We start from the raw sequence: 16,622 nt of genomic DNA, 5'->3' as shown, positions 1-16,622 counted from the left end.
CGGCCCGGACCGCCCTCACGGGCGATCCGGGCCGTCGCGCTGGACCTCTTACTTGAGAAGCTCGCCGTTCGGGCCGACGATCTTCTTGGTGGTCGCGTAGTTGGCCTTGTTGTACACGTCGGCCGTCTCGCTGTCGAAGACGGCCGAGCTGATGTGGTCGATCCGGCCGTTCTTGTCGGTGTCGTGGAACATGCTCGTCACGCCGTTGACGTAGCCCACGCGCTTGGCGTTGCTGTACTTCATGAGCCACGGGCCGCCGTCGGCGCCGGGGGTCATCGAGCACTTGAGCGTCTGGTGCGTGTCGACCCTGAACATGTTGACCTGGGTCGTCTTGGTGCCGGTCTTGCCGTAGCAGTGCTTCGGCGTCACACCCGTGAAGGGCTTGTCGCCGTCGGGGTGCGGGGCGGAGGGGTAGCCGAAGGCCATGACCTTCTGGTTCAGCGGCTGGTTCCAGGCGAAGCCCTGACCGCCGACGGTGTCGCCGAGCCGGCCCATGTCCCTGGCGATGCCGATGATGAACTGCGCCTCGTAGTACTTACGGGACGTGCCGGGCTTGACCCACTTCTGCACGTAGTAGTGGGTGATCTTGTAGTTGCCGAGGGCGTCGGGGCCCTTGCCCTTGTCGCCGGGGCCGTTGTAGGCGGCCCACTTGGGCTTGGTGACGTGCTCGACGACGGGCTCACCGAACTTGAAGCCCTGACCCTTGCCGACCCTGGCGGCCTTGTACTTGGCCGCGCTGACCTCGACCTTCTCGAGGACGGCGCCGGGGTAGTCGGGGCCGACCAGGTCGGCGGGCGTGGTCTTGCCCTCGGACCAGCACTCGCCGAGGTTCAGCACGCACTTGAGGTACTCCTCGCGGCTGATCTCGCGCGGCTTGACCCACTTGTCGCCGGCCCAGGCCTTGAACTCCTTGAAGGAGACGGCCTTGTCCGGGCCCAGGGAGAAGCCGTTGTGCACGGCGACGAAGGCGTAGTCGCCGTCGTAGTCGTCGTAGGTGTCCAGGTCGTACGCGGTGTAGGCGTACGCGCCGACGTAGACGCCCCAGGGAGCCTTGCCCTGGTAGTAGCCCGGGACGAAGATCCACTTGTCGTAGACGTCGTCCTTGCCGTTCTCGAACACGCAGTGCCCGGCGGTGGCGACCAGGTTGCGGTTCCTGGACTGGATGGACGTGGCCGTGCACCAGCGGTAGCGGCCGGCCTTGTCGAGGAAGAAGACCTTCCCGACGGTCTTGGGCAGGTTGACGTTCGAGACCTTGGCGGAACTCTTGGTCGTGCCGGTGGGGGCGGTGCTCCCGGGCTTGCCGTTGTCCGTGGTGCCGCTGCCGCCCGACGTCACCATCTTCGGCACGGACTTGGTGTCCAGGGTGTACTGGGTGGCCTTCTTCAGCGCGGCTCCGTTGGAGTCGAGCCAGAAGAAGGCGGCGCCGTAGGCGTCGGCGGGCTTGGGCTGGAGGTCGTCGGACGCCCAGTGCGGCTGGGCGCTGGCGGGCGCGGCAAGGGTCACGGCGCTCAGGCCGGCGGCGGCTAGGGGGATGAGCAGGCGCTTCACGGGAGGCTCCACAGTTGTCAAAACGGGCGTAAGAACCCTATCGACCCTTGAGTCACTCTTGTAAGGGGAATCACGGTTTTCACGCTAATAAAGGGCAAAGGGCCCGGCTGGATGCCGAGCCCTCTGGTCGTGCTGGTGAACGAAGACAAGTCCTCGCTCAGGTACCGCAGCTCACTACGGGATGAGCTTGCCGGACCACGCGGCCGCAGCGGCCTTGTAGACCGTGTTGGCCTCACCGTCGAAGTACGCCGAGGTGATGGTGTCGTAGCGCTTGTTGTCGTCGCTGTCGACGATCAGGCTGGTGACACCGTTCACGTAGCCGAGACGCTTCGCGTTGCTGTACTTGGCCAGCCACGGGCCACCGGCGTAGCCGCCGGTGACGGCGCACTTCAGCGCCACCTGCTCCTCGACCCGGTACTGGGCGATCTTGTAGCTGTTCTTGCTGGTCTTGCCGTAGCACCACTTCGGCGTAACGCCCGTGTAGGCCTTGTTGCCGTCGGGGTGCGCGCCCTGCGGGTAACCGAAGGTCCGGACCGTCTGGCCGGGCGCCTGGTTCCACGCGAAGCCCTGGCCGCCGACGTTGTCGCCGAGCTTGCCGACGCTCTTCACCTCGTGAACGATGATGAAGAAGTCAGTGCGGAAGTACTTCTTCTCCGCACCGGGCTTGTACCACGCCTGCACGTAGTAGTGCGTGATCGTGGAGTTGCCACGGCGGTCCAGCTTGACGGTGCCGGGGAACTTGGCCGGGTCCTTCTTCTGGTTCTGCAGGTAGGCGAAGGCGTCGTTGTAGGTCACGTTCTCGACGATGGGCTCGCCGAACTTGCGACCGTTGCCCTTGCCGACCCGGGCGGCCTTGTACCGAGCCTCGCTGACCTCGACCTTGGCAACTTCCGCGCCAGGGAAGTCGGGGCCGGTGAGCTCGGCGTCGGTGCCCTTCTGACGCCAGTAGTAGTCGGAGGTCTTCGGGTCGAGCTTGCCCTTGCGGAACTCGTCCCTGCTGACCTCGACGTCCTTGGCCTCCTTCTCGCCCTTGTAGGCGTCGAACTCGGCCTTGGTGACCTGCTTCGGCTTGTTCAGCGTGCCGCCGATGCCGTCGTAGACGGTGACGAACGCGTAGTCGCGGTCGAAGTCCTCGTACACGTCGAAGTCGTAGTGGGTGAAGGCCTGCTTACCCACGTAGACGCCCCAAGGAGCCTTGCCCTGGTAGTAACCCGGGACGAAGACCCAGCGAGACACGGTCTCCTGGTTGGCCTTGATGTCGTACACGCAGTGACCGGCCGTGGCGACCAGGTTGCGGTACTTCGACTGGATCGAGGTGCCCGAGCACCAGTACAGCTTGCCGTCGCGACCCTCGAAGAACACCTTACCGATGGACTTCGGGAAGTTGACGTTCTGGGTCTTGGAGGAGGACTTCTTCTCCTCGCCGATCGGCGCGGTCGAACCGGGCTTGGTGTCCGCGGAATAACCGCCGCTGCTCTGGATCTTCTTGACCTCGAGGGAGTCGGGGCTGAACGCCACGGCACCCTTGAGGGCAGCGTTGTTGGACTTGGTCCAGAACTCGAGCGTCTCCGCCGCCTTCTGCGCGTTCGCAGCAAGAGCGTCGCTGGCGACGGTCTTGTCGGCGGCCTGAGCGGTGCCGGCCAGGCCGGCAGCCAGAAGACCGGTGGCCAGAACCACGCCACCAGCCGGGATGAGGATGCGCTTCACAATGACTCCTTGCGCTGTCGTGGAACGCCTCTTGCGTCCCATGCGTCAGTAAAGGGATAGCCAGGAACATACAGTGTCGATCTTGGTGACCGGTAGCCGCTTTGCTAGGAAAAGCTGCGACAAGTCGGGCGTGATCGTTTCGTGATGTTTAACTGGCTGAGTCGCAGGAGCTGAGCGAAGCTCATGTTGTCGTCGTTTGCCCTGATCAACATGAGTGCGTTGTCAGTGTGACCAGCGAGGCGCGAGGGCCGCGCGGATCAAGGCCAACGGACTTGTGTGACACAGATCACAACGCATGTATGGCACCATCTCGCGGTCCCATGCGTCCAAACGCCTTCACTTCTGTGCCGGAAAAGCAGAAGGGCTCGGCAGATGCCGAGCCCCTTGCTTGTAACGCCTGACGAACGGTTTATGGCCGGTCGCTATGGGTTACCTAGACGACCTTGCCGGACCACGAGGCCGCAGCGGCCTTGTAGACGGTGTTGGTCTCGCCGTCGAAGTACGGCGACGAGATGTAGTCAACGCGGCCGTTGCCGTCCTGGTCGTTGAAGGTGCTGATGACACCGTTCACGTAGCCGAGACGCTTGGCGTTGCTGTACTTGTACAGCCACGGGCCACCGTCGGCGCCCTCGGTCATGGCGCACTTGAGGGCGACGTGCTCCTCGATCTTCTTGGCCTTCGAACCGACCAGCTTCTTCGTGGTCTTGCCGTAGCACCACTTCGGAGTAATGCCGGTGTAGTTCTTGTTGCCGTCGGGGTGAGGAGCGGCCGGGTAGCCGAACACGCGGACGGCCTTGCCGGTGGGCTGGTTCCACGCGAAGCCCTGACCGCCGACGTTGTCACCGAGACGACCCGCGTCCTTGGCGAAGTCCTCGATGATGTAGAAGACGGTCTTGAAGAACTTGGCGTCCTTGCCGGGCTTGTACCACGCCTGCACGTAGTAGTGCGTGATCGTGGAGTTGCCACGCCTGTCCAGCTTGACGGTGCCCGGGAACTTGTCCGGGTTCGCCTTCTGGTTCTTCAGGTAGGCGGCGGCCTCGTTGTAGGTCACGTTCTCGACGATGGGCTCGCCGAACTTGCGACCGTTGCCCTTGCCGACCCGGGCGGCCTTGTAGCGCTCCTGGGAGACCTCGACCTTGGACACCTCGGCGCCAGGGTAGTCGGGGCCGGTGAGCTCGGCCTTGCTGCCCTTCTGCCGCCAGTAGTAGTCAGAGGTGTTAGGGTCGAGCTTGCCCTTGCGGAACTCCTCCCGGCTGACCTCGACGTCCTTGGCATCCTTGATGCCCTCGTACTTGTCCCACTCTGCCTTGGACACGTTCTTGGACTTGCTCGCGTCCAGCTTGACACCGTTGTAGACGGTGACGAACGCGTAGTCGCGGTCGTAGTCCTCGTACACGTCGAAGTCGTAGTGGGTGAAGGCGGTCTTGCCGACGTAGATGCCCCACGGGGACTTGCCCTGGTAGTAACCCGGGACGAAGACCCACTTGTCCATGGTGGCGGAGTTGGTCGCGGTGTCGTACACGCAGTGACCGGCCGTGGCGACCAGGTTGCGGTACTTCGACTGGATCGAAGTGGCGGAGCACCACTTCTTCTCGCCCTTGCTGTTGACGAAGAACACCTTGCCGATGGTCTTCGGGAAGTTGACGTTCTGCGTCTTCGACGAGGACTTCTTCTCCTGGCCGATCGGAGCGGTCGAACCCGGCTTGGTGTCCGAGCTGTAGCCGCCCTTGCTCTGCAGCTTGGCGACGTCGGACTTGGTCCAGACGTCGGACTGCTTGGCGGCCTTAAGGGCAGCGCCGTTGTTCTCCGCCCAGAAGTTCGCGATGGCCTTCGCGTTGGCCGCGCTGGTCGCCATGTTGTCCTTGGCGACGTCGCTGTCGGCCTGGGCCGTACCGGCGAGGCCGGCGGCCAGAAGACCGGTGGCGAGAACGGCACCGCCGGCGGGGATGAGAATGCGCTTCAAGGGAACTGCTCCTTGCTCTGTCGTGGGTCGCAACGTGCGTCCCATGCGTCAGTAAAGGGATAGCAAGGAACATAGCGTGGTGATCTCCGCAGGTGGAACCCGGTTTGGAACATCCGGAAGGCACCCTTGTCGCCGTTACCGGGCCGTTATCAGTCAGAGATCTTCGCGTATGGTGACCGAGAGGTTACGTCTTTGCAGGGTATGGGTGGCATGTTGCTGCTGGAACGAAAGTTCCGTTAGTGCCCTGACACGCACTGTAGCCAGCAAAACGTGACTCAGATCACAGGAACCAGATCGGGGGGATGCCCCGTCTAAGATGCTTGCCTCCTCTCAGGTGATCTTCAGGTTCTGGCCCAATGCATCCGCATTTGCCCCGTTTGTCGGGATTTCGTTGCCCCAGCAACGAGACGCGTTCCCCTCTATGGAGGTGTGGCCTGCCCGCCGTGCGCGACCTATACGGTCCTTCGGCCGACCACCTCCGCCAGGTGGGCGCGGAGCCGCGCCAGCACCGGATCGCTCGGAGTCGGTCTCTTGCGCCGAGGCGCCGGCGGCGGGACGGCGCGCAGCTTGGGGCGACGGCTCGAGGCGTCGCTGGGCGTCCGGGCGCTCGTGCCCTGAACGACTTCGATCGCGGACAACAACTGTTGCCAGGTCCCGTCCGTCGCCCAGCGCCGGTGACGCTTGTATATGGCGACCCAGCATCCGAACCGCTGTGGCAGATCTCGCCAGTGCTCCCCGGTGCGGGCCTGGTAGAGCATCCCGTTGATCGCCGCCCGATGGCCGGTCCGCGGCCGGCCGCGTCTGTCGTCAAGGGGTAGCAGCTCTTCCGGGGGTAGCAGCGGCGCCAGCCGTTCCCATTCGGCGTTCGTCAGATCACCACGACGCATGCGCCCATAGTGACAAGGCAAACACGCTCTGTCAGTGGAACCAAGGAAGATCTTCCCAATGCCCCGGCCGATGCTGCCGTTCCGGTTCGAAGCAGGTGCTTCGCTACATTCTCGGCCTGCGGGACGCGCATGGGGCGTCAATGCCGATGTTCCGCCTTGCCCGGCGGGCCCGAGAGCGTGGTAGCGCCCACCATGGCGCATGAGCCCTTGCAGCAAACGGTTGTGATCGGCGGCTAAGGAATCCCCCCGGTGACAGTGCTATTTCAGCCTTTGAGCTGCGATCTGGCCGGAGTGTCACAGAATGTTATGCACGTATCACAGATTTGATCTTGTTGTTAGTTTGTGGGCATTTTATGCTTTGCCCGTTTGCTAACACGCTCCGAGCTGCACTGTCAGGGATTTCGGCCTCTGCCCGGTGGGGTGGAGCTTCGTCCGGCGTCAAGGCGCCCTGCGTGGTTCGGAGTGTGACGGCGTATGCGCCGGATGTTTTCGCGTGCCTTTCTGTCTAAATCGGCATTGGCTATCATGGCCGCCGCACTACCGGGCTTACTTTCCTTGACGGCCACCCCTGTATCGGCAGCGAAGGGATTGGCCAGCCAGGTTGCCGCCGGCCAGGGGGATTTGGTCCTCCCCAAGCAGCAGTTGGGTTCTTCGGGGGTCGTGCCCAGCCTCGTGACCACCACATCGACCGCGGGCGGGCAGACGTCTGAAGGGGACTCCCGAGTACCGGGGGCCCTTCCTTTGGACAGGCGTGGCGAGGCGCTGGAGGTGGAGAAGTCCGAGTTGCCGCCTGGTGTCGAGCGCGCAGAACAGAGGGATCGGCAGGCTCTGCCGGCCGCGACTCCGGCAATCAACCACGTGTATCCCGAGACGGGGTCGTTGGTCAGCACGACTCCGCTGCTGACTGTGCGCGCGACCAGTTTGGGCGGTGGGACGGAGGCAGACCTGAGCTTCGGGTTCAAGATCTGTGAGAAGCCGGAGGAGGACGAGGACGAGTTTCCTGACCCGGGTGAGCCGGTCCCGACGCCGGAGTGTTGGGAGTCCAGCGTTCAGTCGGGTGTGAGTAGTTGGCGGGTGCCTGAGGACACGTTGGAATGGGGGCAGCCGTACGAGTGGTGGGTTCGCGTCGTGGATCCGGAGAGCAGCGATTCCGCCGTCAGCGACAGGCAGCTGGTCGTTACAGGTGCGCGTCAGCCGTTGAACAGTCTCCATCTGGGTGAGCGCGCAAGCGAGGGTCAGGAGTTCTCGCCTATCGCCGGGAACTACACCACGAGCGCTGTGGACGCGCAGGTGGCGGCGGCGGGTCCGCCCTTGTCGGTGGTGCGGACGTACAACAGCCAGGATGCGCGCACGGACGGCATTTTCGGCGGCGGGTGGTCGTCGCCGTGGGACATGAAGGTTGTAGCGGAGCTGTCCGGAACGGCGACGACGAGCCTGTTGGTGAGCTATCCGAGTGGTCGGCGGGTGCGGTTCGCCGCCAAGGGTGACGGCACGTACCAGCCGCCGCCGGGGATGAAGGATGTGCTGGCGGAGGTGGAGGGCGGTGGCTGGCGCCTGATGGACACCTCTTCCACCTCCTATCACTTCAACGCGTCGGGACGGCTGCTGAAGATCGTGGACAGGCGTGGCCGGGCGCAGACCCTCGCCTATGGAGACGGCGGCACGTTCAGCTCGGTGACGGGGGTTGGCGGCCGGGCGCTGCATTTCACCTGGAACGGGTCCCGCGTGGCCACCGTGTCCACGGACGCTGTGGATGGCAAGGCGCTGACGTGGACGTACAGCTATGCGGGCGACAATTTGACGTCGGTGTGCTCGCCGGCGGCCGCGCCGAACTGCACGACCTACACCTATGGGGAAGGTTCTCGCTACCAGGGCGTCGTTCTCGACGCTGAGCCGGTGGGCTATTGGCGCTTGGGCGACGCGGAGGACGAGCCCGCGGCCAACCTTGGCAGTGAGGGCGGCACGGGCATCTATACCGGCGTCACCGTGGGCCGGCCGGGTGCGCTGGAGGGAAGCAGCGACACCGCCGCGGGCTTCACGAAGTCCACCATGGAACTTCCCTTCAACATGCTGGATCGCCTGCGGAAAGAAGTCTCGATCGAAGGCTGGATCAAGACGACCCAGAACGGTGTCGTGCTCTCCGCTGATCAGTTCGGCCACCAGTTCGGCGGCACCGAACCCATCCTGTACGTCGGCACGGACGGGCGGTTGCGGGGTCAGCTGGGCGAGCTGTCGGACTCCGGGTTCACCCCGATCACGTCGGCCGCTCCGGTCAACGATGGTCAATGGCATCATGTCGTGCTCACGGTGGCGGGTGAGCAGCAGAAGCTCTATCTCGACGGTGAACTCGCCGGTGAGCTGACCGGAACGACCGTGGCGGAATACCGTGCACGTGCGTTCGTCGGCAGCGGCTACCGTGCCAACTCCTGGTCGAACATTCCAGGAGGCCCGGCGGCATCCGGCGCCTTCGCGTTCAACGGCACGATCGACGAGTTCGCGGTCTACGGCAAGCCATTGCCGGAGGCCACGATCCGGGCGCACTGGGCGGCCCGGGCTAAGGTCAGCAACAAGCTGACGCTGGTCACGCTGCCGTCTGGCCGGATCTGGGCCACAAACACCTACGACACCGCGACAGACCGCCTCCTGACACACGTCGACAGGCACGGGGGCACGTGGAAGGTCGGTAAGCCCGAGGTCGACTGGGTCGAGAAGGTCAACACGGTCGAGGTGACCGATCCGCGCGACGGCAAGCAGACGTACGGCTATGACCAAGGTCGTGCTGATCGTCTGGTGTACGAGATCGACCAGCTCCAGTTCAAGACCAGCTACGAGTACGACACCGGCGGTTACCCGGCCAAGAGAATCGACCGCAACAGCAACAGTGTCCGCTGGTGGAACGACAAGCGCGGCAACCCGATCCGCGGCAAGTCATGTCGTACGGACTCCAGTTGCCAATATGCCTACGCCGACTATCACTTCAACGAGGATGACGAGTTCGACCCGCGTAACGGCAAGCGGCTGGTCCATCGGGATGCCCGCTCGTCCGACCTGGAGAGCGACACCTACGCGACCCGGTGGGAGTACAACCAGTACGGCGAGCAGACCAAGCAGACCACCCCCGCCACCTCCGGCTTCCCCGACGGCCGCTCCGTCTCGACCTCCTACACTGACGGCACGGAAGCAGCCGTCGGGGGTGGCACCACCCCGGCCGGGTTGGTCGCCTCCCAGACCGACCCCAGGGGCAACACGTGGACCTACCGCTATACAGCGGCCGGTGACCTGGCCGAGCAACGGGACCCCGAAGGACTGAAGGTCGAACTCGACTACGACGCGTTAGGCCGGCTCCGCGAGAGCTCGGAAGTGTCCGGAGCCCACCCCGACGGGGTGAAGACCGTCCTGACCTACGACGTGCTCGGCCGTGTGGCGACGCGAACCGAGCAGGGTGTGAAGAACGAGGTGTCCGGAGTCACGCACACCAAGCGCACCACGTACGCCTACGACCCGGACGGCGCGAAGCTGCGGGAGACCGTCAGCGACCTGACCGGCGGCGACGCCGAGCGCGCGACCGTCTACACCTACGACGACCACGGCAGGGTGGAGACGATCACCGACCCTGAGGGCGGTGTGGTGCGCCAGAGCTGGAACACCATCGGCAGGTTGGCCACGGTGACGGACGCCAGGGGCGCGGTGGTCGAGCACGCCTACAGCGAGCGTGGTGAGCTGGTCACTCAGACGTTGAAGGGCTGGACCGGCAGCCCGGTCGACCCGCAACCCGCCACGGACAAGGTGCTGGCGTCGTTCGGCTATGACGCGGCGGGCCGCCTGGTGGCCCAGTCGGACGCGATGGGCCGCAGGACCTCCTTCGAGTACTTCGGCGACAACCTGCTCGCCAAGAAGATCGCCGACAACGTGAAGCTGAACGGCTCCGCGACCGCGCGGGACGTCGAGCTGGAGAAGCACACCTACGATGCGGCGGGCAACCAGATCAAGCTGGTGACCGGCGGCGAGGAGGAGGCGACGACCGAGTACGTCTACGACGCGGCTGGGTTCCTGACCTCGCAGACGTTCGACCCGGGCAGGCTGGACCGCAGGACCGCGTTCGCCTACGACGCCAACGGCAACATCATCAAGACCACCCGCACCAGCGCCGGCAGCGACCGCGCCGAGGTCACCGAACAGGCCTACACCACGACGAACCTGCCCACCAGGACGACGGTCGAGAACGGCGAGGAGGACCTCGTCACCACCGTCGACTATGACGACCGCGGTCTGGCCGTCGCCACGACCGACCCGCGCGGCAATGTGGCCGGCGCCGACAAGGACGCGTACACGACCGAGATGCGCTACGACGCGCTCGGCCGCCTCACAGAAACCACCGGCCCTCAGGTCAAGGTCGAAAAAGCTGGCACGGCCGGCGACGCGCGCCCCACGGTGCGGTTCGGCTATGACGTGCTCGGCGCCAAGACGCACGAGACGGACGCCGAGGGCCGTACCGTCACCTCGGTCTTCGACAAGGCCGGCCGCCTGACCAGTCAGAAGACGCCCAGCTACACCCCGCCCGGCGGCACCGCGCTCACCCCGGCCACCTCGCTCACCTACGACGCGGCCGGCCAGCTCACCTCCACCACCGACCCGCGCGGCCACACGACCACTTTCGAGTACGACAGGCTCGGCCGTCAGGTGCGCGTCACCGACCCCGCCCCGGATGGGCAGCAGGGCGGAACGTGGGTGACGGAGTACGACATGGCCGGGGAGAAGCTCGCCACGGTCGACCCGACCGGGGCGCGTACCGGGGCGACCTACGACGACCTCGGCCGGCAGATCACCGCCACGCAGATCGAGCGCAAGCCGTCCACGGCGTCCTACACCACCACCATGGACTACGACGACGCCGGCCGGCTGGTCAAGCAGACCGCCCCGGGCGGCAAGGTCACCGGCTACGGGGTGAACGCGGCCGGTGAGGTCACCTCCGTGACCGACCCGAACAACAACACGACCAGCATGGACTACGACCTGGCCGGACGCCTGATCAAGACCACCGACCCCAACGGCAACGCGACCACCGCCGCCTATGACCTGGCCGGCCGGCAGATCGCCGCCAAAGACCTCGACGGCACCGGCGACGTGCTGCGCACCTACCGTTTCGGCTACGACGCCGCAGGCAACCAGACCAGCGTCACCTCCCCCGAGGGACACCTCACCCAGCAGAGGTTCGACGCCCTGGGCCGCCCCACTACGCTCGTCGAGCCGGTCTCGGACGGCGAGTCGATCACCACGAGCCTCGGCTACGACGCGACCGGCGCCCGCACCCGGCTCACCGACGGCCGCGGCAACGCCACCTGGACCACCTACAACAGCCTCGGTTTGGCCGAATCGGTGACCGAACCGGCCACCGCCGCGCATCCGGACGCGGCCGAGCGCACCTGGACCCACCTCTACGACGCGGCCGGCAACCCGGTCGCCACCCTCCAGCCCGGCGGCGTCCGCATCGACCGCACCTTCGACCACCTCGGCCGCCTCACCAGCGAGAACGGCGCGGGCGGCGGCGCGGCCACCGCTGAGCGCAGCTTCGGCTACGACCTGGCCAACCGCATGACCACCGCCGGCAATGTGACCGTCGACTACAACGACCGCGACCTGCCGTTGACGGTGACGCGCGGCAGCACCCAGGAAACCGCCTACGCCTACGACGCGCTGGGCAACCCCACCCAGCGCATCGACGCCGCCGGCACCGCCACCTTCACCTGGGACAACGCCAGCCGCCTGAAGACCGCCACCGACCCGGTGACCGGCCGCACCCTCACCTACGGCTACGACCAGGCCAGCCGGCTGAAGACCGTCACCGCCACCAGCGGCCAGGCGAGCACCCAGAGTTTCGACTACGACGCCATGGACCGCCTCACCGGTCAGACGCTGCAGAGCGGCTCCGGCACCCAGCTCGTGAAGATCACCTACGGGTGGGACGCCGACGACAACCTCACCACCAAGACCACCGCGGGCACGGCAGGGGCAGGCACCAACACCTACGCCTACGACCACGCCGGACGCCTCACCTCCTGGACCGCCCCCGACGGCGCCACCACCGCTTATGAGTGGGACGCCGCCGGCAACCGCACCAAGGCCGGCGACAAGACCTTCACCTACGACGAACGCAACCGGCTGCTGACCGGCGACGGCAGCACCTACACCTACACCCCGCGCGGCACCCTGGCCACCGAGACCAAGGCCGGCACCACCACCGACTACACCTTCGACGCCTTCGACCGGCTCATCGCCGACGGCGACAGCGTCTACGCCTACGACGCCCTCGACCGCCTCACCAGCCGCATCCGCGGCACCACCAAGCAGACCTTCGCCTACACCGGGCTCGGCAACGACCTGGCCGCCATCACCGACAGCGGCGGCGCCGTCCAGGCACGCTACGCCCGCGACGCTGGCGGCGGCCTGCTCGGACTCAAGGAAGGCACCGGCGCGGCGGCCGCGGCGTTCACCGACCTGCACGGCGACCTCGTGGCCACCTACACCACCACCCTGCAGACCTCCACCGCCTACGACCCCTTCGGCGCCGTCACCGCCCAGACCGGAACCACAACCAACCTCGGCTACCAGGGCGAATACACCGACCCCGACACCGGCAAGGTCAACATGCACGCCCGCTGGTACCAACCCGGAACCGGCACCTTCACCAGCCGCGACACCATGACCCTCAACCCGAACCCCTCGGTCCAGGCCAACCGCTACACCTACGCCAACGCCTCCCCCCTCACCGGCACCGACCCCACCGGCCACGCCACCGCCAGCATCGGGAGCGCGGCTTACACCCCCAGCATCAGCGCCCAGGAAGCCAGCAGCATCTACGCCCAGCACGGCATCGTGACTGGAGGATGTGGCGGGACCGGACTGTATATCGGGAGCTGTCAGTCCATCGACGACACTGGAGGAGGCGGAGCCATCGGATGTCTCGCAGTCGGTGGCGCGCCTGGATTCGTCCCCAATTGTGGCGCCGTCGTTGTCGACCCGACCTGGCTCCGGATGATCGAACTGGAGAAGGAAAAGAAATTCTGGCTCGGCCAAGACGAGGTCGAGAGGTTGGGCATGAAGGTTATGCCCAACGGGCGGCCCGTCGACCAGCCCAACTTCTGGTTCGCTAGCGAAAAAGTGCAAAACAAATACATGTCTAACTGGTCGCCTACTATGACCGACAAGCAGCTTGCCTTCAGCTGGGTGGCGGCCGGCGGGCTGGAAAGCTTCGCCACCATGGAGAAGGCGGCGAAGAAGAACGCCAACGATGTAAGACTCGGCGAGTGGCGAAAGATGCAGCAAGTAGGTGGCACGGGCATGTATGCTACAAAGCCAAAGGACGGAACCAGCGCCTCTAGATATGCTTCTTATGAAAGCTATAAGTACATCGTTAGATACTGGAGGGATATCGAGAAGGCGGCCGCGAATCACGGAATCAAAGACGTAAATGCCCTGGCTGCAGGTCTCATGTATGAAAGCCACTGGCAGGCCAATCAGACACTTGGGGCCAAGGGTGGCGATAACCTTAGCTTTTTGACGCAAGGAGAAGGGGCATCGATTGGCATTGGCCAATTGGAAATCTATAAAATAAGGCATGCACTTAACGCATACGTGAAGGGATTTGCGGCTAGAAATTATAGCAACGGTGAGATCGCGGATATGATGAAAAATCCCTCCGTTGCAATACATGCGGCAGCGGCTTATATGCGCTATCTGAAAGAGCGCATAACAGGTCTTAATCGTCCTATGACCGACATGGACGCGGCCATCGCTTACTGCACCTGCTCCGGAGCGGTCGTGGACCCGAAAACCGGAGTGGTCAGCGCCAAGCGATACGTGGCTTGGGCAAATAGTGGCTACATCGGCAGGCCCGAGGCCACCAAGCAGAATCCAGAGAACGGGCGAATCGCAGAGGAGCGCCGTAACGCTCTACTAGGATACGTGAAGGCCGCCCCTGAGCTCTTCGCATGCGGAAGAGCTGCATGCTGGACCTACATGTAAGATACGATTTCGTCCTCAATCGATACCGCGAGCGAGAAGAGATAAAAGGATGAGGGTTACGCGGGGACGAAAGTTGACTGCAATTGCTCTTGCGATTTCTCTTCTTGTTGGAGGATGTGCGCAGCAGCCCGAAGAGGTCGACCCTGGCGTACTGGAAGAAGTTAACAAGATTGGCACAGTTATCTGGAAAGAACGCCAAGAAGTCTCAACGGGGTCAGAAATCCTAGTAACCCATGCTTTCTTGGTCGATGTCGGTGGCGATACTGAGGAGGAATCGCTCGGGAAGGCGGTAGCCTATCTCCACAGCCGAAACTGGACCACCAAGGTGGACAGCCGGCCGCTAAATGTGTGGCTGAAATCATCCCGGTGGAAAGGTGCCACCGTTGCTGCTTATGCGTGGAGCGTTTCCGAGGAGCACGATCGACCCGAAGCGATGAAGGCCATCGAAAGTCGGGGCATCAAGCCCACGGCGCTCGTGAGCGTTTACGCGTACGTAGGTTGGTGAGGGTGTCTGCACGTCGACAGTGCGCTTGCTGAAAATTCCATCCATGGAGTTCAAGCCGCATGTGAGTACTCGTGGAGAACGTCGCCGAGCTGGTCTCGCCGGCGTACATTCAGGTCGGTGATTCGCTCTGGATCCGTGATCGAATTGGGGACGGTACGCAGCGGCGCTGCTTGGTCCAGGGCTCAATGGGCTTGGTGCTGCTTGTAGATGTGTTCGTGCTCGCGTAGGGCGTATGCCGCTCGAATATTGGGTTATGTGGTCTGCGCATTCCTCCGGAGATGATTGAGGTCGGCCGACTCCTCGCCGAGTCCATAGCGGAAGCGGTCGAAGAGCGCGGACTCGCCTGGCAAAAGGTGATGAAAAGGGTTACATCGCGTTCCAACGCGCCGGTAGCTACAACGTTCTGGTCATCGACCTCTGGAACAAGCGGGTGCCTCGCCTCGCGGCCAAGGTCCCAGGTGTGCCGAGCGAAATCGGTCTCACCAGCCCGTTTCCGCAACTGGAAGAGTCGTGGGACAGCGACAACAGGGAGTGGGGCTGGACCGTCCCACCAGGTACCGCGATTCCCGACCTCAATCCGCTCTTCGACCTCATTCAGCCCTTTGCAACCAGCCTCAGGGAGGTTGTCACTTCAGTGTGCAAAGATCGTTCCTGAGTGCTTGAGACCGGTCTCCGCATGCCTGCGGGAAGCGTGGTGATCCAGGCCGGATGCAGCGGCAGGTCCGGCCGGGACCACAAGCCCAGCGCCGACCGGATCGCAGCTAGCCGATGATGCCCTGCACCGCTCCTGCTGGTCACCCACCATTACATCCGGGTCGGCACCACTGATCTGTTCGCCCTCCTGATTGTTGCCACGGCAAGGTAATCACTAAGCCGCATCATGTCGGCGACCTCCGTGCTTTCTCAACAGCATCAAGCGGCACGTATGGACGACCTGGACGTGCACCTGCTTTACAGCCTCTCCGCACGCCAGAAGCCGGAGATCAAGCGGCGGGCTCGAACGCGACCGCACCGCCTAACACGAGAATGGAACGCCAACACCCGCCCTACATCTGGACCTAGACCGCCGACTAGATCCTCGATCCCGTCGCCGGTACTGCCAGCGAAGCAACGACTCAAAACACTAGGAGGAAACGTGCAGCGGTACCACGGTATGAGTGAAGATGACTTCTGGGCTTTGATTGAGTCGTCGAAAGGTGACGGTTGGACAAAGGTTGAGCGAGTGCGTTGGCTGAAAAACATATTGGTTGCAAGATCGCCAGAAGAAATCGCTGATTTCCATATGTGGATGTTTCTGAATCAGAAACGCGCCGAGACTTGGGAGCTATTTGGCGCGGCTGGACATCTTTTCGGCATTTCCTCTGACGACGGTTTCCAGTATTTTGTGGGCTGGCTCATCGGTCTTGGAAGAAAAGCATTTGAAACTACCATAGCGAATCCCGACAGTCTGATCGACCTGCCTGAGGCGCGAGAGCGTGTCCAATATCGTCGGTCGGTGGGCAGATTGCCGGAAGAGCTGTATCCCGAGTTCGAGTCACTGTGCTCACTTGCGATCCAGCCTTATGAGCAGGTGACTGGTAAAGGTGTGCTGTCCCTTTGGGAGACGCTAGGGGCCAGAGGCATCGAAGTCCGAGAACCGTTTAATCCAACCGGGGATTACTGGGACGATCCTGAGGAGGCGCGGTGGCGGCTACCACGTATCCACCGATACCTCACTCAAGGGGAGTCGGGGAGCGCGTCTGAATAGAAGCAGGGCGCTCCGCAAAGCGATGATAGATGTGACAGCCGCAGAAGAGGTCTCGCAGAATAATGGTTGGTCCAACGCCGGTAAATCATCGCCATTGATGACCGCGGGCCCAGATTGCTCTTGTGTGATCGACGGGTGTCGCGTTACTCAGCGTGGATTCACAGATTTGAATCTGATGCATGGCCGATCCTGTCTACGACAACGCGATCCAGGTGGAGGAGGTAAGCATTCACGTCGTGCGCA

Annotated in this window: 7 protein-coding genes; 3 read left to right on the top strand and 4 right to left on the bottom strand. The window is 63.8% G+C overall.

Going from position 1 to position 16,622, the window contains the following annotated elements:
- Positions 1-48: 48 nt before the first annotated feature.
- The 4 genes from ACZ6SA_RS18005 to ACZ6SA_RS17990 form a co-directional block, all read right to left on the bottom strand.
- The gene (locus tag ACZ6SA_RS18005; protein WP_465829040.1) at positions 49-1,548 is read right to left on the bottom strand and encodes a trypsin-like serine peptidase; all 1,500 of its coding nucleotides are present in this window, start codon (positions 1,546-1,548) and stop codon (positions 49-51) included.
- Positions 1,549-1,722: 174 nt separating this feature from the next.
- Positions 1,723-3,255 carry a trypsin-like serine peptidase gene (locus ACZ6SA_RS18000; RefSeq protein ID WP_465829038.1) on the bottom strand — a complete coding sequence of 511 codons (1,533 nt, stop codon included), beginning with the start codon at positions 3,253-3,255 and terminating at the stop codon, positions 1,723-1,725.
- Positions 3,256-3,688: 433 nt separating this feature from the next.
- Positions 3,689-5,218: a trypsin-like serine peptidase gene (locus ACZ6SA_RS17995; RefSeq protein ID WP_347650498.1), complete on the bottom strand. Its 1,530-nt coding sequence runs from the start codon at positions 5,216-5,218 to the stop codon at positions 3,689-3,691.
- 452 nt (positions 5,219-5,670) lie between these two features.
- Positions 5,671-6,105 (bottom strand): transposase, encoded by a 435-nt coding sequence (locus ACZ6SA_RS17990; protein WP_443156297.1) that lies wholly within the window; start codon positions 6,103-6,105, stop codon positions 5,671-5,673.
- A 768-nt stretch (positions 6,106-6,873) separates the two neighbouring features.
- Between ACZ6SA_RS17990 and ACZ6SA_RS17985 the strand changes: the two genes are divergently transcribed.
- The 3 genes from ACZ6SA_RS17985 (at position 6,874) to ACZ6SA_RS17975 (ending at position 16,379) form a co-directional block, all read left to right on the top strand.
- Entirely contained in the window at positions 6,874-14,127 is a 7,254-nt protein-coding gene (locus ACZ6SA_RS17985) for an RHS repeat-associated core domain-containing protein (RefSeq protein WP_465829035.1), read from the top strand.
- A 73-nt stretch (positions 14,128-14,200) separates the two neighbouring features.
- Positions 14,201-14,632 carry a hypothetical protein gene (locus tag ACZ6SA_RS17980; protein ID WP_347645538.1) on the top strand — a complete coding sequence of 144 codons (432 nt, stop codon included), beginning with the start codon at positions 14,201-14,203 and terminating at the stop codon, positions 14,630-14,632.
- 1,153 nt (positions 14,633-15,785) lie between these two features.
- Positions 15,786-16,379, top strand: a complete 594-nt coding sequence (locus tag ACZ6SA_RS17975) for a DUF4240 domain-containing protein (protein WP_465829033.1) — start codon at positions 15,786-15,788, stop codon at positions 16,377-16,379.
- The last annotated feature ends 243 nt before the right edge of the window (positions 16,380-16,622 follow it).

The sequence above is a fragment of the Nonomuraea sp. NPDC049378 genome, assembly GCF_055586745.1.
The sequence above is the reverse complement of the archived record's forward strand: the minus strand, read 5'-3'. Positions and strand labels throughout refer to the sequence as shown.

Coding starts and splice junctions, on each gene's coding strand:
- ACZ6SA_RS17990 (WP_443156297.1), bottom strand. CDS start 6,105: ATGCGTCGTGGTGATCTGACGAACGCCGAATGGGAACGGCTGGCGCCG.
- ACZ6SA_RS17975 (WP_465829033.1), top strand. CDS start 15,786: ATGAGTGAAGATGACTTCTGGGCTTTGATTGAGTCGTCGAAAGGTGAC.